We start from the raw sequence: 21324 nt of genomic DNA on the forward strand, positions 1-21324 counted from the left end.
CTAGCCACCAGACACTAGCCACTAACCGTTCCCGACTCCCCATTCTGACGCGGAACCCTAAAAATAGTTTTGCGTCATTGAGGGGTGGTAAGATGAACGCAGAAATTTGCTGTTGATGCAAATACTCAACTCAGTGCGATGTGGATATCTATCGTACTCGCGATCGCCAACTACTCATCTAAGATGTCTAGCTTAGGATTCGGACTAAAATGACATTGCTCGATAGCGATCTCCATCGTTCTCCATCTGCGATCGTGCTAATTCCAGTGTTTAATGATTGGGAGGCACTGGAAAGGTTGCTCTGGAGTTTGGATGAAACTTTTCTAGACCGAGATATTCGCGTAGATATCTTGATTGTAGACGATGCTTCGATCGCTCCAGCCCCCACGGAACTGAAATTTTTTAATTTTAAAGCCATCGAGAGAGTCAATATTTTAGAACTAAAAAGAAACTTAGGGCATCAACGAGCGATCGCGATTGGTTTAGCTTACATCGCAGCAAACTTAAATTGTAAAGTCGTTGTCGTTATGGATGGAGATGGCGAAGACAATCCGCAAGATGTTCCTAGACTAATTAATTGCTGCCAAGCAGAAAGCAATGCCAAAGTTATTTTCGCTAAAAGAACTAAGCGATCGGAAACATATCTTTTCAAAGCTTTTTATCTAGTTTATAAACTCGTCTACAAACTCTTAACCGGACATCACATTCAAGTAGGAAACTTCAGCGTAATTCCATATCAACTTTTGTCTAGAATTGTGGTCATCTCCGAGATTTGGAATCACTATGCCGCTGGAATTATGCGGGCGAGAATACCATATACTGAAATTGCTACCAAGCGCAGCAACCGTTTGTTCGGACGCTCTAAAATGAACTTTGTTTCCTTGGTAACTCACGGAATCAGTTCGATTTCTGTCTATGCAGATATAGTAGGTACGAGACTGATTATTTCTGTGTCGATCGTTGTCTTATTAATTCTAATATCTCTAGGTGGAATTGTATCTATTAAACTCTTCACCAGTTTAGCAATTCCTGGTTGGACATCGATCGCAGTTGGAATTCTTTGCTCGATTCTCATGCAAGCAGTCATGTTGTCGATTGTTTTTGCATTAATGATTTTAAATACTAGGAATAGTTATGGATTTATGCTTGGTCAAGACTATTATTACTTTGTTTCTAAGTTGAAAGAAGTATTTTCTAGAGAAGTTTTGTCTAAATAAGTCGATGCAAGATTACTCCTATATTGGCGCGGAATTAGAATTATTTTCTCAAGCTTATAACTGGAAAAACTATTATGGAAATCTAGTTCAAAAATACTTACAAGGTAGAGTATTGGAAGTAGGTGCAGGGATAGGCGCAACCACTGAATTTCTCTGCAAGGGTCATCAAAAAGAGTGGCTTTGCTTAGAACCAGACCCAATTCTAACGGAAAAGATCGATTTAAAAATTTCTGTTGGCAGAGTGCCAGCGTGTTGTAAATCGAGAGTGGGAACCTCAGCAGATTTAGCTTCAAACGATCGCTTTGATACCATTATTTACATGGATGTTTTGGAGCATATAGAAGACGATCGCACAGAAGTGAAGACCGTGACGCAGCATTTATCAGATGGCGGTTACTTAGTCGTACTAGCTCCCGCACATCAGTGGCTATTCACGCCATTCGATCGAGCTATAGGACACTATCGACGCTATAACAAGCAAAGTTTAGCATCCACGATCCCCAGAAGCCTGAATTGTATTCAGCTGATTTATCTCGACTCCATCGGATTACTTGCCTCATTAGGCAACCGTTTCGTGTTGAAAAGTAAAACGCCGACAAAACAGCAGATACAGCTTTGGGATAAAGTCATGATACCTTTATCTAAAAGCATCGATCCAATTTTGCAATATTCTTTAGGCAAATCTGTTTTAGGAATATGGCAAAAACAGAGCTGATAGACTACAAGTCTGAGGTTACACCTACTAAGTCTGTCTGAGCTAACTATTCCAGCTTACGGAGGTAGGCTTTGTCTGTGCAGCTGCGATTCCCAATCGCTGAGGTATTTTGACTGGTAGCAAAGGGTTGAAAATGAATAGCTTCAAAGTAAAAAATAAAATGATGCCAAAGGCGATTCACTTCGCGATCGTCGCAACTCAAATTGTAACTCTTATTTGCCTTTGTCTAGCATTTAGCGTTCTAGTTATTAAAGATTTTTACCACCCGCTAACCGGATTTACTGGTCCAGGACTTCCAGGCTATCCAGATTCAACTGTCAATAAAGAATATGTAGACCTGTGGGAATATACAGGTTTTTATTTTGCCAAAAATTTTAATTTTTTTCCCGTACCTCACCTAAATTTAACTAATAATCAAGCTTTCTATCCCTATGGAACCAATAGCGTGTTTCAGCCTTGGGGAATTGAGAAAGATCTATTTTACGCTGGACTTTATTCTCTATTTCAAACTGGTCCTTGGTTGCAGTTTTATTATTTGCTTTCAATCGCAGTTACGGTAGTTTTTACTTTTTTCCTACTCCGAAAAGACTACGGCTTATATCGCGCTGCTGGTGCTGGCTTTATTGCTGCTTTTTTTAACTTTTACGCGATCGCAAAATATCCTCAGCACGTCGGTTACGCAATCTTACACTGGACAATTCTCAGTTTTTTTGCTGACTTTCTCATCGTCAAACGAGTGGTGATGAGGCAACACGTATCTCTAAGATTGATTCTACTTAGGGTGTGTTTGCTCGTCTTATCTCTCGGTCAAGATTTGGGATATGTTGCTGGTTATGCATTAACATCTTTTACGGTTTCTATACTTTATATTATTGCCCTCAATATTCAGAGATATTTAATTAAAAAAGAAGTCAAAATCAAAAAAATCCTGCGGCTACAACTTTTAAGTTACAAAAGAGACTTCTTTACTCATCCCAAAACGAGTTTAATCTTATTAGCTATAACTGCGATCGCCAGTTATATATATCTACCTTTAGTTCTCCAAATTGGCAAAGCGGCTAAAAGTTTAAGCGATACGGGAGATTTTTATGGTGCTTGGTGGACGAATCCAGCGCGACTAATAATACCATTTTTTCCTTTTCTCAACCCAGGACAGAATTATGCCAACTTCTTTTTAGACTCAACAGAAGCTTTTTTTGATGGTAGTCCTGGTTGGTTTTTACTAATAGTAGGAACTGTAGGATTGTGGCAAGCTAGAAAACACATTGGTATCTTTGTCCCCTTACTAATTATTCTCTTACTCTGCCTGCTCTACCATCCCACTTTTCTACCAACTTTAAAAATCTTTCCTTGGTTTAGCTTTAATCGCGTTAGCGGACGTAGCACGCTAGTTTATGCCGTAATTTTTTGCATTTTTGCTTTAGGAATTAATTTAGAACATTGGCGTTCCTTCGGCAAAAAGTTTTTAGCGGTTGCATTAGTTCTACTAGCTTGTACTGAACTTTACACTGCCTATTCGTATAAAGCTTACTACCAACCCGCTTCACTAAATGAGAACTTTTACGCTTACATGAATTATATTAAGGAGCAGCCAGGGGAAGCAGTGTTAGATTTTCCCTTCTGCGTTCATGGCGGAAATGGAATTGGTCCTTGTCCTTATTATGTCTATAACAGCGGCATTTTTACCTTAAGACGATTCCATAAGAAAAAAGTGATGGGACAGTATTTCGGACGCTTACACCCATCTCAAGCAGAACCTTATATTGCAGCAGGCTGGGATAAATTACTCGCACCAGACACGCAAAAGAAAACGTCAATTCCACAAGTAAAATGTTTCCGTTCTGATGAGTGGTCATTTTTTACAGATTTTTATAAACTGAACGATTTTGCTGGAATTAATTTATATACAGATTTACTCACGAAAGACTGTACTCAAGAATTTTACGGTCGTTTTGGCGTGCCAACTATGGTGACAGAAGCACCTACGGGGGGAAGAATAGAATTTATTCCTAAATCTACTAATTGGCGACTTCAAGTTAACTCGGATTTAGGTGCTAGCTTAAAATTCCAACCTTTATTAGATAGCTCTGAAACAAATTTACTGCAAAATAGTGCGCCCTATAGTTTAAATTTAACTGGATTAGAGGGAATTACTAAAGACGAACAACAGAAAAAATTTCGTTGGGGAATAGGAGAAAAAACAGAACTGACTTTCTATTTATCTGTTCCTCAAGATTTAGTGTTGACATATAGTTTTGACAATCCGATTAGCCCTCAAGATATAATTGTAGAGATTGATGGCATACAGATAGAAAGAATTGCGCCGATTCAAGTTGGCGATCGCGTTCAACGTCAACTGAAGTTTCAAGGAATTGCCGGACAGAATACTATTACATTTAAATATCAAAATCGCAGTTCCTTTTTTGATGTCTTGCAATATGCCATGAAGCATGAAAATTTAGAAATTAAACCGCTGCCACTCGAAGCACAGTATGGTAACTGGAAATCGCAGCGATCGATCCGATTTCGGCAGCTTTCAATTCAACCAGTACAAAAAAACAGGAGTCAGAAGGCATAAAAATTTGAATGAGGTAGATGTATTTGTATGGGCGCACAGCCGTGCGCCCATATAGATGTATTGCATCTAGATGGAAATCGCTATATTCGCGTGTTTCTATAGTTTCTAACGATTATGAATTAATTTTACGCAAATAAATACAATGACGCATACCGTGGCTTAAAGGAGTGGTAAAGTTTTCAATTTTTTCAATTTTTCCGCTCAACTTTTTTACAGTATCCTCTAAAGTTGTTTGTTCTTCTTTTGTCCAATTACCTCGATATAAAACAGCTAATCCCTCTGCTTTGAGAAAAGGTAAAGCGTAATTTGCACAAACATCAGCCGCCGCCACAGCTCTAACTAAAGCTATGTCATAATTGTTAGATTGTTGGGGTTGCTTGTTGATATTTTCAGCCCTACCAACTAAAGTTTGAATATTTTGCAGGCTCATTTCAGTCATTAAAGAATTCAGAAAAGCAACTTTTTTCTGCGTAGAATCGAGTAAAGTTACCTCAGCATCAGGTAAAGCGATCGCCACAGGAATTCCAGGAAAACCAGCCCCCGTACCAATATCAATTATCTTATGTAGGGGCGGACATCTGTGCGCCCCTACATAATTTGTTGGCAATAAAGATACAATCCCCCGCAAAGAGTCCCACAGATGCTTTTCCCAAAACTCTTCTGGTGCAGTAATGCGAGTCAAATTTAATTTTTGATTACCAATAACGATCGCTTCATAAAGCTGCTGAAATTGCGCTTGTTGTGCGATACTAGGCTGCCAATTTAAAGTTTGCTGCCAAATCTCATGCATTTCCGGCAACACAGCAACACTGCGTTCTTTCATAACTTATTCCTCATAATTCCGAATTCCGTAGCTTGCTTCCCCAAAGGGGTATTCCGAATTCCGAATTCTCATGCTATTTGATGCGGTTCGATCGCCAACGGTGCTGTAGGATAAATTTCACCGTGCTGAATTGACCAACAGCGATCGGCGATCGCTAATAAATCTCCTGCATCGTGAGTTACAACTAACAGCGTCCGTTGTTGCTTAAGTTGGGATAATAAATGAACTAGCTGCCTGCGCATCGACCAATCTAAACCAGCCGTAGGCTCGTCTAATAACAGCAGTGCGGGTTTGCGAATTAACTGAACCGACATAGCCAAGCGGCGTTGCTGTCCCCCGCTGAGAACTTGTGGTGGTGTGTGTAGAGGCAAATTCTCCAAACCGACATCTGATAAAGCTTGTTTGACTCGTTCCGAACCTAATTCGGGATGTCCCAAGCGTAATTCTTCTAAAATTGTACCACCGCAGAAATGACGCTCTGGAAACTGAAATACCAATCCTGCTAACTCTTGTAAATTCTCCGGTTGTAATTCTTGCGTTCCCCAACTTACGTTACCCGCAGTTGGCGATACCAACCCCGATAAGATTTCTAATAACGTACTCTTGCCAGAACCACTAGGACCAATAATCAATCCCAACTGCTGGGGTGCTAACTCTAGGTCGATCGATTTTAAAATAGCTGTTGAACTAGCTGGGGGGTGATAAGTCAGATTTTTCAGATAAAGCATCAGTTAAATATACCAACAAACATTAACGGACATTCGGCAGCGCTAAATATACCAAGTATAATTCTGCCTAGATTCTGGCAAACAGATGTCAATACCGAGCGATAGCTGCAACTTCCCTACCGGGGATTCGTCTATTTCAGTTATCAGTTATCAGTTATCAGTAGAAAGCGACTTGTGACTTCTCCCTTGTCCTCCTTGTCCTCCTTGTCTCAGCCCCTAACTCCTATGATCAGGCAAATCTTTAGTGCGATCGCACTTTCAACTACACTCACTCTTTACCTCATTTCTCCGACTCTGGCTCAAGATCCCTTTCGCGCTACGAATCAAAGACCGATTGGCGAAAAAACTGAAGCCGCTTTCAGAGCCATGTTCGAGCAGGGAGATTACATTTCAGCAGATCGCTATCTCAAGGCAATTTCAGGTAACGAGCAGCAAGAGCCTTTAGCGTATGCCATGAGAGCTTCCCTTGCTTACGTCCTCAACGAGGACTACAATTCTTTAGGCAACTATGGCAAAAAGACATTAGACACGGCTCGCCAACTAACATCAACAGACCCGTTGCGCGGTAACTTATACTCAGCAGTCGGTCATTTTTTATTGGGTGCATCTGCTTTGTTTCGAGAAGGGACAGTGAAGGGAACGCCGCAGGCTTTGGCAGAATTAAGGCAAGTCTACGAGTACATGGACAAAGCTGAAGCGATCTCCTCTACAGACCCCGAATTAAACTTGCTGCGGGGATACATGGACTTAATGGTATCTGTCAATCTGCCCTTTTCCAACCCAGAACAAGCAATAGGGCGCTTGCAAAGGTTTGCCGGACCTAAGTATTTATCCGAAAGGGGTGTAGCGGTTGGCTATCGAGATTTGAAAAAATTTCCCCAAGCCATAGAAGCTGTGGATAGAGCGATGAAAGCAAGTAATAGCAACCCAGAGTTGTATTATCTTAAAGGACAAATTCTTTCTACTTATGGCAATCAGCAAAAGAGTGCAGCCATGTTACAGGAATCGGTGAAGAATTTCGATTTAGCGATCGCCAAAAAAGACCAACTCCCACCCGACTTAGTCAAACAAATCGAACGAGAGAGACGCAAGGCAGCTCAACGACTAAGTGTAGTAGCGCAGCAAAAATAGATAATGGTAGTTGGTAGTTGGTAGTTGTTGGCTATTGTCTTTTCACTTACGACTTACGACTTTCCGATTACCCATTACCCATTACCCATTACCCAATCAAAATGCAAGTTCAATTTCGCGAATTTAATCCCTTTGATGTCTGGTTTTGGATCGAGTTTAGTAGCGTACCTGCCCCAATGGAAAAGCAGTATGTTGAGGAGGTGTTTCAGTCCTGGTTTTATTTAGGAAAATTAGGTGGGTTCAATGCCGAAAATTTGCAAGTTCAAGAAGAAGGATTAGATCTCAGCTACATGGAATATGACACGCAGCAGGCTGATGATAGCATGATGGCGCTGATGCACAATATGGGTGAATTTGAGTATCAGGGAACTTGGGCGCGCTGCTGGTTCGATCTAGGTACGAGCGACGCGATCGCGATCGATATTCTGATTAATTCTCTCCGGCAATTGAGTCAAGAATACGTTAGTATCGAACGGCTATATATTGGTGGTGAAAATGAGGATTGGACTGTAGAAGATAATGACGAAGATCGTTCTAGATTTATTTACGATGGGAATTAAAATTTCATATGCATAAACCAGGAGAAATCCGAGTTTTAGCTTTGGGAATTGTCCGTCAGGGCGATCGCGTTTTTATTTCTGAAGGTTACGATCCGGTAAAACAACAAACTTTTTATCGCGCCTTGGGTGGTGGCGTAGAGTTTGGAGAGACAAGTCTTGAAGCTCTACAACGAGAATTTCAAGAGGAACTTCAAGCAGAAATTAAAAACATAAAATACCTCAATTGTCAAGAAAATTTATTTACTTTTAACGGACAACCAGGTCATGAGATTTTATTTGTTTATGAATGCGATTTCGTCGATCCAAAGTTTTATCAAATTGAAGAAATAACCTTTATGGAGAAAAAACGCAAAAAACGCGCTCTTTGGGTAGAATGCGATCGGTTTAGATCGGGAGAATTAAGACTTGTGCCAGAGCAATTTTTCAAGTATCTGTCATAAACTTTTAAGTTTAATTCTCTTTCTGCTTTCGTTTTGTCTAGTAGCTTTCTTTGCCTCTACTCTACTCTTCGAGAAGATCTTCACCCTACGAGAAGCCACTTCGCGTCTTTGCGTCTTTGCGTGACATAAAAAATAAAACCCGCACTGGCAGGTTTTATCTATAAAAATCCGCTTACAAATAAAGCCAAAAAAGAAACTTAATTTAGCGAAACATACTGCTAACAGAACTATCTTCGTGAATCCGCCAGATAGTTTCTCCTAACAAATTAGCTACGCAAAGCACAGTTAATTGTTGAAAACGCGCTTCTTGAGGAATGGGAATCGTATTCGTGACGATCACCTCTTCAAACAATCCGCTAGACAACCGTTCAACCGCCGGAGGTGAAAACACTGCATGGGTAGCACAAGCATACACCTGACGCGCCCCTTCTTGACGCAGTAACCGCGCTCCTTCCGAGATCGTCCCGCCAGTATCGATCATGTCATCGACTAGCACGGCTGTCTTACCAGCCACATCACCAATCACATTCAATACCTCAGCGACATTATGAGCCTGACGGCGTTTGTCAATAATCGCCAGTGGTGCATCGTCGAGTTTTTTGGCAAATGCCCGCGCCCTTGCCACACCCCCAACATCTGGGGAAACAACCACGATATCAGTTAGCTGCTTACTTGCTAAATAATCAATAATGACTGGAGAGCCATAAACGTGATCGAAGGGAATATCAAAATATCCTTGGATCTGCGCTGAATGTAAATCCATTGCCAGAACCCGGCTAGCTCCCGATTCGGTGATTAAGTTAGCTACTAACTTCGCTGTAATTGATTCCCGTCCTGCCGTTTTGCGGTCTGCTCTAGCATAGCCATAATAAGGCAGTACCGCTGTAATTTGCCTTGCCGATGCTCGCCGACAGGCATCAATCATGATTGCTAATTCCATGAAGTGATCGTTGACGGGATTGCACGTTGGTTGCAATAAATAAACATCGCAACCGCGAATCGATTCTTGAATTTGGATATACAATTCGCCGTCAGCAAATCGCTTGCGAATCATCGGACCCAAATCCATGCCCAGGTAACGAGCAACTTCCTGGGCTAAAGGTACGTTGGCAGAGCCAGAAAATAATCTCAGTCGGTTGTTATCTGCAACTGCGATCGGAGCAGGTTGCAATTTCAAAGTTGCCGATCGTAGCACGGTAATCCTCGAAGCGCGATCGCTTCCATCTTATCATTTGAGAATCAGGTGTTTCCTAGAAAAATGTCTAGAAATTTAATTATTAAGCATATATGAAATTAGTTAAAAATTTAACAATTTTTTAGTCAAATTTAGTGAAACATTGGGAAGACCGCGATCGCTGTTATGGCGATCGGATTAAACTTACCGCTAAACCTTAAGTAGAACTACTGAAATTCCCTGCACGTAGCTCTGCCCAGCCGAGAAACCTATTTGTATGTGCTATGCGTCAATGTGTTATGTGTCAAAAATGAGATGGTAGTAGCTATAACAGGAGAGAGATCGGCAATCCTTCAACGTGGAAGCAGCAGATATAGTTAATGAAATGGCAAAATCGATGCAGAAAACCTTCGCTTGCTAACCCAAAATCAAATTCCTGCCTTTAGACATCCTGCTTGAGACTATGAATCAACCTCCCCTACAACCTCCGCTTCAGCTTGGTACTGTTCTGCAAAATCGCTATCGTGTCGATCGGGTTCTAGGTCAGGGGGGGTTTGGACGAACCTATTTGGCAGAAGATCTCGGGCGGTTTAACGAGTTGTGTGCTTTAAAAGAATTAATTCCAGCGCAGGCGGACAATTATACCTTAGAAAAGTCCCAGCAACTCTTTCAACGTGAAGCAGCAATTCTCTATCAAATTCAACATCCGCAAGTCCCACAGTTTCGCGCCACTTTTGAAGAAGATCGGCGTTTATTTTTGGTACAGGATTATGTGGCTGGGAAAACCTATAGAACTTTATTAGACGAATATCAGGCTAACGGGCAAACTTTTTCCGAAGCAGAGGTTTTCCATCTACTCAAACAACTACTACCCGTTCTCGCCCACATTCACGCGCGTGGTATTATCCATCGCGATATTTCTCCAGATAATATTATTTTACGGGAAAGCGATGCTAAACCCGTTTTAATTGATTTTGGTGTCGTTAAGGAGCTAGCGACCCGCTTTCAGTCCTCCAATAGTACTCCAGCTCAAGCAACCACAGTAGGTAAACTAGGTTATGCTCCCAGCGAACAAATTCAAACTGGCAGAGCTTATCCCAGCAGCGACCTTTATGCCTTAGCCGTAACCGTAGTCGTACTGCTGACAGGTCGAGAGCCACAGGAATTGTTTGACGATCTCACTTTAGTCTGGCACTGGCAGCGATGGGCGACAGTTATGCCTGGATTTGCTCAGATATTAAACCGAATGTTAAGTTACAAGCCAAACGATCGCTACCAAAATGTAGCCGAAGTCGCTAAAGCGCTGCAAGCGATCGAACCCCAAATTGCTCAGTCGCCTGCCGCACCGATTTCAACAGTACAAACTGTGGCTGTTGCTAGCAATCCCGATCTCGTTGCATCCTCTACCAAATCCAATCCAGTTATTACCACCTCTAAAAATCGCTGGAATCAAACTTGGTTAATCGTGCCAGTCTTAATGCTCGTCGCTGTTTTAGCTGGAATTGGCGGTTGGGCGATTATGTCTGCTATGCTCGGTCGCAATACTCAGCGATCGCAACCCCCCACACCGCAGAATTTTCCTTCGCCAGTCGTTCCCAGCGCCCAACCGACACCCACACCCGATTCTCCTACTCCCTTTGCTACGCCAACACCCTCACTCGACCAATCGCCAGTTATATACAGTCAGGCGCTTAATTTAGTCCCTGGTAGCAGCAGCGACGTTACAGGTAGCCTGAGAGCTAACGTTACGGTTAACTACACGTTTGTTGCCGAACGAGGGCAACAACTGAGTGCGGCATTGGCACAAGAAGGGGTGTTACTTACAGTATTAGGTCCAGATAAACAAGCGATCGCCGATGCCAGCCAGGTGACGAGCTATCAAGGTACGCTACCATCAACCGGAATCTACACGGTTCAACTGACTCCCGCGCCTGGTGTTGATGAAAGTCAATACCAACTCAATTTGAGTTTGGCAAGTGCAGTTACACCCTCACCCACACCATCGCTACCTGCCGCATCTCCGGCTAGTCCTACAGTAGAGGTTCCTACGGCTGAAACAGAAACAATTAACTTTGCCGAGGGACAGAGTAGAACGCAGGTGTCAGGGCGTACCAGCAGACAGCAAATTCAGCGCTATTTGGTCAATTTGGAAGAAGGACAGCAGTTATCGGTCATTGTGACGCGAGGAGCAGTAACCTTGGACGTGCGCGATCCCGATGGCAATGTATTGAAGGGAAGAAATGAATTCCATTGGCAAGGGCGAGTCAAGCGTAGCGGACAATATCAGATAGATGTCGTGCCACTGGCTAATAATGAGGTTGAGTTTGGGGTGAATGTGGGCGTGTATAAGTAGGCAAAGTCAAAAGTCAAAAGTTAAAAGTTAAAAGTTCTGAGCCTGGTAACGTAGGAATGTAAAGATGTTACACGAAATGTCTCTACAATCCAAAATCTAAAATCTAAAATCTAAAATGGTAATTCTGATCGCGGGAACTGATACGGAAGTTGGCAAAACAGTTCTGACTACGGCTTTGACCGCCTACGGGCAGAAATATCAACCTCAGCGTGCTGTGGGTATGATGAAGTTGATGCAAGCAGGAGTGGGCGATCGCGAGTTGTATACTAGTCTATTCTCCCTCGACCAATCTCCCCAAGAAATTGCCCCGCTCTATTTTGACGCACCCCTCGCCCCACCTGTAGCCGCTGCGAAAGAAGGGAGAGATATCGATTTAGGTGTTGTTTGGCAAGCCTTACAAAGTCTGCAAGCAAGAAAAGATTGGGTGATTGTTGAGGCGTTAGGCGGTTTGGGTACGCCTGTAACCCAGGAGCTAACTGTTGCCGATTTAGCTGCTTCCTGGCGCTTGCCAACGGTGCTAGTAGTTCCGGTAAAATTAGGGGCGATCGCTCAATCTGTGGCAAATGTTGCTCTAGCAAAGTTATCTCGGATCGATTTGCGCGGCATCGTGCTTAATTGTACCCAGCCGCGTTCTGAGACAGAAATTGCTGAATTGACACCAACTGATTTAATTCAATCTCTGACAAGTATTCCTATATTGGGTTGTTTACCTTATTTAGAAGAGCCGAAAGATTTAGATAAATTAGCTCAAATTGCCTCAGATTTGGAGTTAGAAAGATTGATGCCTGTGGTAATGGGTAATTGGTAGTTGGCAATTCGGATTTTACTGCTCAAATCTAGGTAAGAAGTATGAGTGAAGCCATGAATCAAAAGATTCAGAAAGACTTTGACCGAATTGCGTTGCTTGAGCAGCCAATGTGGAATCACAATAGCCACTATCACCGATTTTTGTTAAAACAATTAGCATCGCATTGTGACAATATTCTTGAAATTGGCTGCGGTACTGGTAATTTATCTCGCCTTTTAGCTCAACGTGCTGATAGAGTTACTGCTATCGATCTATCTCCTAAAATGATAGAAATTGCAAAACAGCAATCTCAAGATTACGCAAATATAGATTTTCAGGTAGCTGATATTTTGACATGGGAGTTTCCAGCTAAGCAATTTGATGCAATTGTTTCCATTGCAACCTTTCATCATTTGCCTATAGAAAGATTACTACCCAAGCTGAAGATAGCGTTGACATCTGGTGGAAAGTTAGTTGTTATAGATTTATTAGACAATGAAGGCATACAAGGCATTTTAAACGATTCAATCGCCATTCCGCTAAACTGGATATTTCATGCCTTCAAAAACAGAAACAATAAACCAACAATAGAAGCTAGAACAGTCTGGAAAGAACATCTTCGTACAGATAAATATTTGACGCGATCGCAAGTACAATATATTTATAAAAATTCGCTAACGGGAGCAAATGTTAAAGTACACTTATTTTGGCGTTATTCAATAGTTTGGGAAAAATTATAGCAGTAGGGAAACACTAAACAGATGACAGCAAAACAGTTTAAAATCGTCATTGAAAAACATTCTGACGGATATGTTGCCTATCCTATCGGGATTGTAGGTGCAATTGTTGGACAAGGAGAGACTTATGAAGAAGCTTTAGCAGATGTGAAGTCAGCTATTACTTGTTATATTGAAATTTTTGGCGAGACAATGCTAGACGATGCTCCTGTAGAAATTTTTGTTACTGAGGCAGAGGTTGCTGTTTAATGGCAAAATTCCCAGTAGATGCTCCTAAAAGACGAGTAATTAGAGCTTTTGAATTACTGGGTTTTCGTATAGTTCGCGAACGAGAACATATTGTCATGACGAGAAATAATTCAGATGGAACTCAAACGCCACTTGTGATGCCAAACCAGCCACAAATTAAAAGCGGTACTTTGAGAGCTATCTGTACTCAAATCGGTATTTCCCGCGAAGAGTTTTTGAGGACATACAATCAAAGCTAGGATAGCATTTCAAAGCTAGGATAGCATTTGTTCTATTTTGCTCAAGGTAATTAACAAAGCGATCGCGTTCAAAATGCTGCAACAGAAACTGATAACTGAATAACTGTCAACTATCAACTGATATCTGACAACTGATAACTGATAACTGTCAAATGTGGCTCAACCCCTATATGCACGAACGCTCCCAGTGCTAAGCTAACCAGAGAAGCGATCGCAATCAACCAAAAACTCTGACGACTGCTCCAGCGCGTGGCTTGAACGTCTAACCTAACTAGCATACTCGCAGACAAAACGACAAGGATATGAACGAAAATATGCAGCCAGGTAATGATGACAACGCTAAAAAAAGCGATCGCAACAGCAACTAAAAAAGCCTTGCTATCAGATTTAAAACAACTCGCAAAGCCGTCTCTGACTTTCGACCACGGGGAGGACACGGCAACAGCCAGTAGCACAGTTGCTACAGCAGCGAGTATCCATAATATCCAGTGACTTTCGAGCGCAGATAGCTGCCAACCGATAATACCATAAGTGGCTAGCAGCAAAGCTAGAGAAATCCAGGGAAACTTTTTAATTGCGATCGCATTACGTCTCATTTTAGGGAAAATTACTCAGATATATATTTTCTCACCTAGTTTCCTGCTATGGGCGATCGATCTTTACTGGTATTGTGATGCAAGCGAGCAAATTTTTGGTATGATTTACAAAAATTAATAAGATTTGATTGACAAATAGCAAAGATTACAGTGCAAGAACAAAATCTGTTGTTTCTACATCATCACCTGGCAGTGGCAAAACCACTCGCGCCTATATAGAAGCCTAGTCCAGAAGTGTAGCCCAAAAGTACAGTTAGAGCTATGGGCAACAGTACCTACGATTGCTCCCGATTATGACTGACCAAATTGTGACTTGCCAAATTGTGACTTGCCGAACTGTGTCAGAAAAACCTCTCCCAGCGTCCCGTTGAATTAAGGAATTCTCATGAACCAACTTGTTAGAGCTGAACGCATCTGCTTAATTGGTCATATTGCATCAAAAGTCTTTGGACTAGCAGGATTATTGCTAGTCGTGCCTCATGCTGAAGCGATTTTAAGCGCGATCGCCGCTTCAGGACAAAACGTTTTCCAGTGGAGCGTAGAGCGATCGATGGCAGGGGGTGGAGTGATCGATATCCTGTTTGGATTAATTGCCGTCTCCATTTATGCCTATCGAACGCTAGGAATAAAACTGTGGTTGACGTTTATGCTGCCAGCAGTGTGTATTTCTTTAAGCAGTGAATTACTGGGAACGGGTACGGGCTTTCCCTTTGGAGACTACAGCTACTTGAGTGGCTTGGGTTATAAAATTGCTGGGTTAGTGCCATTTACCATTCCCTTATCTTGGTTCTATATGGGGCTTTCGGCTTACCTGATCGCGCGGGTAGCCCTACAAACAGTAAAACCGATGTGGCTGCGTCATGTGGGAGCTGTGCTGTTAGGCGCAATGCTATTTACCTCATGGGATTTTGCCCTCGAACCAGCCATGAGTCAGACGAGCTTCCCTTTCTGGTATTGGCATCAACCAGGGGCTTTCTTTGGCACGCCGTATCAAAACTATGCTGGTTGGTTCGGTACGAGCGCCCTATTTATGGCAGTCGCTGCCTTTCTGTGGGGCAAAGTGTCGCTGCAACTCAAGCGATCGCAATTGAACATTCCTTTGGTGGTATACCTTAGTAATGTTGCCTTCGCAGCAGGGATTAGCTTAGCAGGGGGATACTGGCTACCTGTGTCCTTAAGCATCATTTTTGGAGTCATACCCGCCCTACTACTATGGTGGATGGCGCAACCAAATGTAACAAAACCTGCAATGGAAGAGACCCACGGTATGAGTGTCGCTCCTGTAGAAGTGGCACTGAAGTAGAAACAACTGGCTACTAGCTAAATATTTATCGTGAATAGCTATTCGCTGGACAATCTGGAGAGCAATTTATCCTGTGGCTGACTGGTCGAACTTAATCAACGGAATATTTCTCGGTCTGTTGCTGCTGCAAGTGCCAGCAGCGGCAATTTTACTATCACGCCTGCTGAAAGGTCCCAGTCGCCATCCTCCCCTGATCCCCCGCACTCCTACACCAGATATGCTCGGTAGCGTCAGTGTAGTCGTGCCGACGCTGAATGAAGCGGAACGGATTAATCCCTGTTTGGCAGGATTAAGTCGGCAAAGTTACGAAGTCCGAGAAATTGCGATCGTCGATAGTAACTCTCAGGATGGGACGAGGGAATTAGTTAAAGCCGCCCAACAGCAAGACCCTCGATTTCAGCTGATGACCGATGACCCCCTCCCTCCAAACTGGGTGGGTAGACCTTGGGCGTTACACAACGGTTTTTTGCAGACTTCAGAACAGAGCAAGTGGTTTTTGGGCGTAGATGCAGATACTCAACCGCAACCAGGTTTAGTTGCGAGTTTAGTCCAAACAGCGGAAACTGAGGGTTACGATCTGGTGTCACTCTCGCCTCAGTTCATTCTGAAGTATCCCGGCGAAAGTTGGTTGCAACCAGCATTGTTAATGACGCTGTTATATCGCTTCGATTCTGCTGGTGTGGATGCTCAGGTAGCAGAACGAGTGATGGCGAACGGGCAATGTTTTTTATGTCGTCGTTCTGTGCTGGCAACTGTAGGCGGCTATACGAGTGCGAGAAATTCTTTTTGCGATGATGTTACCTTAGCCAGAAATATTGCTGCTAGCGGCTTCAAGGTAGGGTTTCTCGATGGTGCCAAGGTATTCAAAGTCCGCATGTATGAGGGAGCCAGGGAAACTTGGCAAGAGTGGGGGCGATCGCTCGATCTTAAAGATGCTTCCCCCGCCGCTCAACTCTGGTGCGATCTGTGGCTGCTGTTTTCAGTGCAAGCCCTGCCTTTGCTAGTTCTATCGAGCTATTTCCTACTCCCGATTCCCGACTCCCTAGTACGGGCGCACAGCTATGCACCCCTACCGACTCCCTCCCTCTTATTGGGACTCAATGCTTTCCTACTGGCGATCCGCTTCGCCCTCTTGTTTGCGATCGCCCCTTCCTACGATCGCAGCCAAGCTAAGGGAGGTTGGTTATTTTGGCTGTCTCCCTTAGCCGATCCGCTAGCGGTGTTGAGAATTTTCCTCTCGGCGTTTCGCACTCCTACTCAGTGGCGTGGTCGGAGTTATCATCAGGATTAATTGCATCGGCGCGTTCTAATTCCCAAAGAATTTGGTTGCCTTCTCGTCGCACGCGAGAGACAATCCAGTTGCGCCAACGCCATTCTTCACCTCGGCTGGTGACGGCGCTAGCGTGGACATCCATCAAATCTGCTAGTTCGGAACTGGTAATAAGATAGCCTTTAGTGGCAATTTCATCGGCACTCCGCAGTGTTTCTAATAGATTGCGGAGTTGAGCCACCCTGACTTCGCGGGGTAATTCTTCGTTGCTGATAGAGGAAGGAGTAGACGAATCGATCATAGAAGTGTTTGAGGCAAGGTGGCTATTTGTATTTGACTTGTCAATTATCAGATCGTTGCTGGAAAAATCAGCTACTTCTGATACAGGGGCGAGAAAATTTGGAGCGTCGGTAGCTTTGGAGTTGGAGGCGGATTGCTGCTGCAAATGAGGTGGTTTCCCACTAGCGAAAGCACGGGCGATCGCGTCACAGCGCTCGTTGCCGATGATACCAGCATGACCGCGAACGTGTCGCCACTCTATAGACGGATGATTGAGTCGATCTAGCGTTTCCCACAGGTCTTGGTTGAGGACGGGTTTGCCTTGGGCAGTTTTCCAGCCTTTCTTTTTCCATCCTTTGACCCACTTGGTGACACCGTTGATTAAGTATTCGCTGTCTGTATGGATAGTAACGGCGGATGGATGGCTGGATTCTGCAATGAGCTGAAGGGCTGCGATCGCCGCTTGCATTTCCATCCGGTTGTTAGTCGTTTGAGCGGCACTACCACCGATTTCGTGCAGTGAACCATCAGTAAAATAGACAACAGCAGCCCAGCCACCGGGACCGGGATTGCCCGTACAGGCTCCATCTGTATAGATGCTTTGGATGTTAGCAGATATCGGCATGGATGAGAGAGCAAACCATGAAAATGCAAAGGAAAGCGACTTATTACGTTAGCACAATAAAATTATCTGTGTAGTAACGCTCGGCGAGTCAAACTAGGTAAGGGTAGGATACTGATGATGATTCTATGAGCGTAGGGCAATAGATTTTCTTAATTTCTGTGTGAGGGCGATCGCATTTTTTGGAGTTGTTAAATGGGGAAAAGTCCTCATAAGAGAGAATAAAAAATAACGATTTTTATCCTAAATCAACCGTGTCTTCCCTCATTATTAGAACATTTTTGACTTTATTTGTCGTCATCGACCCCATCGGCTTAGCACCGATTTTCGTCACATTAGCCGGAAATCGTGCTTCTCACGAGCAAATTAAGATCGCCCGAAAAGCAGTTTTAGTCGCTGGCGGAATTGTATTAGCTTTTGCTTTAGTAGGTTCTCTATTACTGAGTTACTTACACATCAGTATTGAAGCTTTTCAGGTTGCAGCTGGGGTATTACTATTTAAAATTGCGGTAGACATGGTATTTGCGCAACGGGAACGGGAAACAGAAGCAGAAGAAAAAGAGGCACAGCTCAGACAAGATATCAGCGTTTTTCCCCTAGCAATTCCGCTCATTGCTGGTCCCGGTACTTTGGCTAGCGTACTGATTTTGGTGAATGAGGCTAGCTCCTATACTCTCGGTTTAGTGATTGTATTAGCGATCGCCGCAGTTGTACTGTTAACTGCCTATATTTTTCTCTGTCTGTCGCCCCGTTTAGCACGAATTTTGGGACAAACGGGAGTGAATGTCATCACGCGGGTTTTGGGAGTCTTACTAGCAGCTTTAGCCGTACAGTATATTGCCAATGGGATTACTGTTTTGCTCAGAAGTGCTTTGAATAATTCTTAAATTAGTAAGTATTGAGTAGGGGCGCACAGCCGTGCGCCCGTGCAGTAGTAGGTAGCATCGAATCTATCTTATGGGCGATGATTTATTAGAGACCATCGCTATCATGTAGACGGAGCAAAATAATGTTACGTTTTGCGATCGGCGATCGCGAGCTTGTATTTTACGCCACCAATTGTTAGCTAGAAATGCGGAGCAGAAGCTATTTATGATACTAGAACAACACATAAAATTAGAAGAGCTGATTTCTAGCTCAGAATCACCAGTTTTAGCTGTATTTTCTGCTCCTGGCTGCGGTCCCTCTCGATTGCTAGATGCTGTTTTAGCAGATGCAATCTCTCATTTGCCGCAAAAGCCACAAATTGTCAGAATTGACAGCGAACAAAATTCAGCTTTGTCCGATCGATATCAAGTTCATGCATTGCCTACGCTATTAATTTTTAAAAACGGGCAGTTAATAGGAAGAATTGAAGAAGAGAGGATAGAAGATTTACTGCCAGCAGCGCATCTACTGCAACGTTTACAGGCAATATTATGAGTAGAGGCACAAAACATGCCTCTACTTAATACGGTAAGCTTTTAGGAACACTATGCTCCAGTCCAAGTCACTGGAGGTAAAGGTAATTGTTCGTCCATCTGAGCTGACTGAGAAACTTGTTGCATACTTGCCGAGAGCCAAACAAACAACTCTTTAAAGTTTAGCCCTTTAAGTTTGAGGGGATCGCGCACGGAAATTTGACTGAGGCGACTCAGATCCGCCGCTTCTACACCAACAGCAAAGAAGGCTACGTGCTTGTTTGCTTCATCATCTCTAATCCTTTGGGTGGCTTGCTCGATCAATTCCTCGGCTTCTCCTTGAGGTTCGCCATCGGTGATCAAAAATAGCCACGGACGATAGTAGGAAACTCCATGTTCGCGGTACAATGCTTTGCGAATCTGAAGCATATCCAATCCCCGCAAAATTGCTTCACCCATGTGTGTTAAGCCTTTCGCTTTCAGTACGGGTGGTTGAAAATCGTCAGCCGTGACAAAATCTTGAACAATTTCAACATCGCTATTAAACGTGACGATCGCCACTTCGACTCGCTTTTTTGCTAAGCTATCGCGATCGAGTTCTTGTTGAAAAGTTCGTAAGCCTTCATTTAAAGCATCCAGTGGTTCCCCTTTCATAGAACCAGAAGTATCGAGCAGCAAAATGCACGGACAACGGGGTTCTGGATTTTCGGCAAACTCAACCGCATCTTCTAGAATCGATGGTGTTGTACCATCGCCAGCGGATTTGGACAGTAGCGATCGCGGATTCCAAACTTTCATGAAGCACCTCCAACTTTTTTTGCCTGCAAAACTACGTTCGGAAGATAATCTGTGTATTATTTCGTGCTACGGTGACACGAACTGAAAAGCGATCGCTTCATACAATTCATACAACAAAAGGGTTTGCTAATGCATTCTAAAAAAACGACCGCCCGATATTGAGTATATTTTATGACTCAATTAAGCTTAATAAATTGCTATTGAAGACTTCAAGCCAAAGAGTAGCGATTTCGGAAACAAAGCTAAATTGATTTGGTTGCTGAAGCATGGGTAAGAAGTAAGATGTATGTTTCCACCATCGTTTCAAAAGAGTCTGTCTTAACTGCTACAAAAGTCTAAAGCCTGCAAACAAAATACTGTGCTTGCAGGCTTAAATCGAGTGAATTCAGTAATTTTTAAGGCTAATGTAGCTAAAGACAACTCAATTGCCTTAGATCTAAAGGCGTTAGCGTTCGCGTAGCTTGCTTCTCCGAAGGAGTAGTGTAGCGCAGCGTTTAGCGCAAACGTTGTTATCGCGCTATTTCTCTAGTTCACCCAAAAACCCTTGCCATTTTTGCGCTAATTCTTGCCGCGTAGAAGGTTTGAGCAAGTAGCGGCTGACAAACCAAGCTGAGTAGCCAATCCCAATCAGCTGAAAAGTCGGCTCCAACAGAGGAACATCATTCAACGCATCCATAACAGCCAGTACAACGCGCAGAGAGACAATTGCACCTACAATGATCAGAATGCTGATAATTGCCTGTCTGTATCTATTAAAGAAATCTTTTAAGATCCCAAACATGTTGGATAAAAATGTCAAGACTTGGGATACGATCCACTCGCCTTTCTTAATAGATTGGGTAGTAGGTGAAAACTGAGATTCTGATGACACAGTGCTTAATGCAGTTGATTCCTCTGGGGAAGTGGGATTTGAATTTTCGATTTGCTGCATTTGGGCTTCCATAGTTAAATTTTGTGAATGTAGCTTGAAAAAATTGCGGCTTATCAGTCGTCAGACACCTTCAATATTATCCCATTCAGTCTAGCAGTCATCTACCGATTGAGTTACGACCAAATACTAACTTGAAAGCAATGCTAGCTCGACTACAAAATCATTTTGAATTCAAGCGTTACATCTCATCAAAATTTAAGATTCTATTTTCAGTTATCAGGAGTCGTACGGACGGGTTTTGACCGAAAATTTTTGGCTAAGGCTTTCCATCTATATTGCGCGCACCCGCCCGTACAGGAGTCAGAAGTCAGGAGTTAAGAGTTGTTTAATCTTCTCTGCACCGCTGCACCTCTGCAATACTGCTTCCTTGTCTCCCCCCTCTCCCTTGTCTCCC

22 protein-coding genes are annotated in these 21324 nt (G+C 43.2%); 15 read left to right on the forward strand and 7 right to left on the reverse strand.

What is annotated here, in order from left to right; translation table 11 throughout:
• Positions 1-209: 209 nt before the first annotated feature.
• The 3 genes from DSM107010_RS25210 (at position 210) to DSM107010_RS25220 (ending at position 4510) form a co-directional block, all read left to right on the forward strand.
• Positions 210-1217 carry a glycosyltransferase gene (locus DSM107010_RS25210; protein WP_106170166.1) on the forward strand — a complete coding sequence of 336 codons (1008 nt, stop codon included), beginning with the start codon at positions 210-212 and terminating at the stop codon, positions 1215-1217.
• A 4-nt stretch (positions 1218-1221) separates the two neighbouring features.
• Positions 1222-1932 (forward strand): class I SAM-dependent methyltransferase, encoded by a 711-nt coding sequence (locus DSM107010_RS25215; protein WP_127024189.1) that lies wholly within the window; start codon positions 1222-1224, stop codon positions 1930-1932.
• A gap of 133 nt (positions 1933-2065) precedes the next feature.
• Positions 2066-4510 (forward strand): hypothetical protein, encoded by a 2445-nt coding sequence (locus DSM107010_RS25220; RefSeq protein WP_241994343.1) that lies wholly within the window; start codon positions 2066-2068, stop codon positions 4508-4510.
• A 112-nt stretch (positions 4511-4622) separates the two neighbouring features.
• Here the strand turns inward: DSM107010_RS25220 and rsmG are convergent, their stop codons facing one another.
• The gene (rsmG, locus tag DSM107010_RS25225) at positions 4623-5333 is read right to left on the reverse strand and encodes a 16S rRNA (guanine(527)-N(7))-methyltransferase RsmG (RefSeq protein WP_106169053.1); all 711 of its coding nucleotides are present in this window, start codon (positions 5331-5333) and stop codon (positions 4623-4625) included.
• 68 nt (positions 5334-5401) lie between these two features.
• Positions 5402-6061, reverse strand: coding sequence for an ABC transporter ATP-binding protein (locus DSM107010_RS25230; RefSeq protein ID WP_015152609.1), 660 nt, complete (start codon positions 6059-6061; stop codon positions 5402-5404).
• Positions 6062-6286: 225 nt separating this feature from the next.
• Between DSM107010_RS25230 and DSM107010_RS25235 the strand changes: the two genes are divergently transcribed.
• The 3 genes from DSM107010_RS25235 (at position 6287) to DSM107010_RS25245 (ending at position 8192) form a co-directional block, all read left to right on the forward strand.
• A complete protein-coding gene (locus DSM107010_RS25235) occupies positions 6287-7192 on the forward strand; it encodes a Sll0314/Alr1548 family TPR repeat-containing protein (protein ID WP_015152608.1) in 906 nt (301 codons plus the stop codon).
• Positions 7193-7293: 101 nt separating this feature from the next.
• Complete coding sequence (locus DSM107010_RS25240) at positions 7294-7752, forward strand: DUF3531 family protein (RefSeq protein WP_106169054.1); 459 nt, start codon at positions 7294-7296, stop codon at positions 7750-7752.
• A gap of 8 nt (positions 7753-7760) precedes the next feature.
• Positions 7761-8192, forward strand: coding sequence for an NUDIX hydrolase (locus DSM107010_RS25245; protein ID WP_015152606.1), 432 nt, complete (start codon positions 7761-7763; stop codon positions 8190-8192).
• A 202-nt stretch (positions 8193-8394) separates the two neighbouring features.
• On the opposite strand, the gene DSM107010_RS25250 is transcribed toward DSM107010_RS25245, so the two are convergent.
• Complete coding sequence (locus DSM107010_RS25250) at positions 8395-9387, reverse strand: ribose-phosphate pyrophosphokinase (RefSeq protein ID WP_015152605.1); 993 nt, start codon at positions 9385-9387, stop codon at positions 8395-8397.
• 442 nt (positions 9388-9829) lie between these two features.
• Between DSM107010_RS25250 and DSM107010_RS25255 the strand changes: the two genes are divergently transcribed.
• The 5 genes from DSM107010_RS25255 to DSM107010_RS25275 all read left to right on the forward strand — a co-directional run bounded on the left by DSM107010_RS25255 (position 9830) and on the right by DSM107010_RS25275 (position 13731).
• On the forward strand, positions 9830-11719 hold the full coding sequence (locus DSM107010_RS25255) for a serine/threonine-protein kinase (RefSeq protein ID WP_106167806.1): 1890 nt from the start codon (positions 9830-9832) through the stop codon (positions 11717-11719).
• 115 nt (positions 11720-11834) lie between these two features.
• Positions 11835-12527, forward strand: a complete 693-nt coding sequence (gene bioD, locus DSM107010_RS25260) for a dethiobiotin synthase (RefSeq protein ID WP_106167807.1) — start codon at positions 11835-11837, stop codon at positions 12525-12527.
• A 41-nt stretch (positions 12528-12568) separates the two neighbouring features.
• Positions 12569-13246: a class I SAM-dependent methyltransferase gene (locus DSM107010_RS25265; protein ID WP_106167808.1), complete on the forward strand. Its 678-nt coding sequence runs from the start codon at positions 12569-12571 to the stop codon at positions 13244-13246.
• A 21-nt stretch (positions 13247-13267) separates the two neighbouring features.
• Positions 13268-13492, forward strand: a complete 225-nt coding sequence (locus DSM107010_RS25270) for a type II toxin-antitoxin system HicB family antitoxin (protein ID WP_015152601.1) — start codon at positions 13268-13270, stop codon at positions 13490-13492.
• Complete coding sequence (locus DSM107010_RS25275; RefSeq protein ID WP_015152600.1) at positions 13492-13731, forward strand: type II toxin-antitoxin system HicA family toxin; 240 nt, start codon at positions 13492-13494, stop codon at positions 13729-13731. The genes DSM107010_RS25270 and DSM107010_RS25275 overlap by 1 nt, the downstream gene beginning before the upstream one ends.
• 113 nt (positions 13732-13844) lie before the next feature.
• On the opposite strand, the gene DSM107010_RS25280 is transcribed toward DSM107010_RS25275, so the two are convergent.
• A complete protein-coding gene (locus tag DSM107010_RS25280; RefSeq protein WP_106167809.1) occupies positions 13845-14327 on the reverse strand; it encodes a hypothetical protein in 483 nt (160 codons plus the stop codon).
• Between the two features lie 385 nt (positions 14328-14712).
• On the opposite strand from DSM107010_RS25280, the gene cruF reads away from it, so the two are divergent.
• Together cruF and cruG are read left to right on the forward strand one after the other, a co-directional pair.
• Positions 14713-15630, forward strand: coding sequence for a gamma-carotene 1'-hydroxylase CruF (cruF, locus tag DSM107010_RS25285; protein ID WP_106167810.1), 918 nt, complete (start codon positions 14713-14715; stop codon positions 15628-15630).
• A 73-nt stretch (positions 15631-15703) separates the two neighbouring features.
• Positions 15704-16921, forward strand: a complete 1218-nt coding sequence (gene cruG / locus DSM107010_RS25290; RefSeq protein ID WP_106167811.1) for a 2'-O-glycosyltransferase CruG — start codon at positions 15704-15706, stop codon at positions 16919-16921.
• Here cruG and rnhA read toward each other — a convergent pair.
• Positions 16884-17804: a ribonuclease HI gene (gene rnhA, locus DSM107010_RS25295; protein ID WP_106167812.1), complete on the reverse strand. Its 921-nt coding sequence runs from the start codon at positions 17802-17804 to the stop codon at positions 16884-16886. The two genes, cruG and rnhA, sit on opposite strands and share 38 nt — an antisense overlap.
• A 251-nt stretch (positions 17805-18055) precedes the next feature.
• Here rnhA and DSM107010_RS25300 point away from each other — a divergent pair, with 251 nt between their 5' ends.
• Together DSM107010_RS25300 and DSM107010_RS25305 are read left to right on the forward strand one after the other, a co-directional pair.
• On the forward strand, positions 18056-18688 hold the full coding sequence (locus DSM107010_RS25300) for a MarC family protein (protein WP_015152595.1): 633 nt from the start codon (positions 18056-18058) through the stop codon (positions 18686-18688).
• Positions 18689-18860: 172 nt separating this feature from the next.
• Positions 18861-19223 carry a thioredoxin family protein gene (locus DSM107010_RS25305; protein ID WP_255409910.1) on the forward strand — a complete coding sequence of 121 codons (363 nt, stop codon included), beginning with the start codon at positions 18861-18863 and terminating at the stop codon, positions 19221-19223.
• Between the two features lie 50 nt (positions 19224-19273).
• Here the strand turns inward: DSM107010_RS25305 and DSM107010_RS25310 are convergent, their stop codons facing one another.
• The gene (locus DSM107010_RS25310) at positions 19274-19999 is read right to left on the reverse strand and encodes a vWA domain-containing protein (protein ID WP_106167813.1); all 726 of its coding nucleotides are present in this window, start codon (positions 19997-19999) and stop codon (positions 19274-19276) included.
• Between the two features lie 517 nt (positions 20000-20516).
• Entirely contained in the window at positions 20517-20942 is a 426-nt protein-coding gene (locus DSM107010_RS25315) for a CAAD domain-containing protein (RefSeq protein ID WP_039715111.1), read from the reverse strand.
• Between the last annotated feature and the right edge of the window lie 382 nt (positions 20943-21324).

The organism is Chroococcidiopsis cubana SAG 39.79, from assembly GCF_003991895.1.
In the GTDB taxonomy this organism is placed as follows: Bacteria; Cyanobacteriota; Cyanobacteriia; order Cyanobacteriales; family Chroococcidiopsidaceae; genus Chroococcidiopsis; species Chroococcidiopsis thermalis.

Coding starts and splice junctions, on each gene's coding strand:
- DSM107010_RS25210 (WP_106170166.1), top strand. CDS start 210: ATGACATTGCTCGATAGCGATCTCCATCGTTCTCCATCTGCGATCGTG.
- DSM107010_RS25215 (WP_127024189.1), top strand. CDS start 1,222: ATGCAAGATTACTCCTATATTGGCGCGGAATTAGAATTATTTTCTCAA.
- DSM107010_RS25220 (WP_241994343.1), top strand. CDS start 2,066: ATGAATAGCTTCAAAGTAAAAAATAAAATGATGCCAAAGGCGATTCAC.
- rsmG (WP_106169053.1), bottom strand. CDS start 5,333: ATGAAAGAACGCAGTGTTGCTGTGTTGCCGGAAATGCATGAGATTTGG.
- DSM107010_RS25230 (WP_015152609.1), bottom strand. CDS start 6,061: ATGCTTTATCTGAAAAATCTGACTTATCACCCCCCAGCTAGTTCAACA.
- DSM107010_RS25235 (WP_015152608.1), top strand. CDS start 6,287: ATGATCAGGCAAATCTTTAGTGCGATCGCACTTTCAACTACACTCACT.
- DSM107010_RS25240 (WP_106169054.1), top strand. CDS start 7,294: ATGCAAGTTCAATTTCGCGAATTTAATCCCTTTGATGTCTGGTTTTGG.
- DSM107010_RS25245 (WP_015152606.1), top strand. CDS start 7,761: ATGCATAAACCAGGAGAAATCCGAGTTTTAGCTTTGGGAATTGTCCGT.
- DSM107010_RS25255 (WP_106167806.1), top strand. CDS start 9,830: ATGAATCAACCTCCCCTACAACCTCCGCTTCAGCTTGGTACTGTTCTG.
- bioD (WP_106167807.1), top strand. CDS start 11,835: ATGGTAATTCTGATCGCGGGAACTGATACGGAAGTTGGCAAAACAGTT.
- DSM107010_RS25265 (WP_106167808.1), top strand. CDS start 12,569: ATGAGTGAAGCCATGAATCAAAAGATTCAGAAAGACTTTGACCGAATT.
- DSM107010_RS25270 (WP_015152601.1), top strand. CDS start 13,268: ATGACAGCAAAACAGTTTAAAATCGTCATTGAAAAACATTCTGACGGA.
- DSM107010_RS25275 (WP_015152600.1), top strand. CDS start 13,492: ATGGCAAAATTCCCAGTAGATGCTCCTAAAAGACGAGTAATTAGAGCT.
- DSM107010_RS25280 (WP_106167809.1), bottom strand. CDS start 14,327: ATGAGACGTAATGCGATCGCAATTAAAAAGTTTCCCTGGATTTCTCTA.
- cruF (WP_106167810.1), top strand. CDS start 14,713: ATGAACCAACTTGTTAGAGCTGAACGCATCTGCTTAATTGGTCATATT.
- rnhA (WP_106167812.1), bottom strand. CDS start 17,804: ATGCCGATATCTGCTAACATCCAAAGCATCTATACAGATGGAGCCTGT.
- DSM107010_RS25310 (WP_106167813.1), bottom strand. CDS start 19,999: ATGAAAGTTTGGAATCCGCGATCGCTACTGTCCAAATCCGCTGGCGAT.
- DSM107010_RS25315 (WP_039715111.1), bottom strand. CDS start 20,942: ATGGAAGCCCAAATGCAGCAAATCGAAAATTCAAATCCCACTTCCCCA.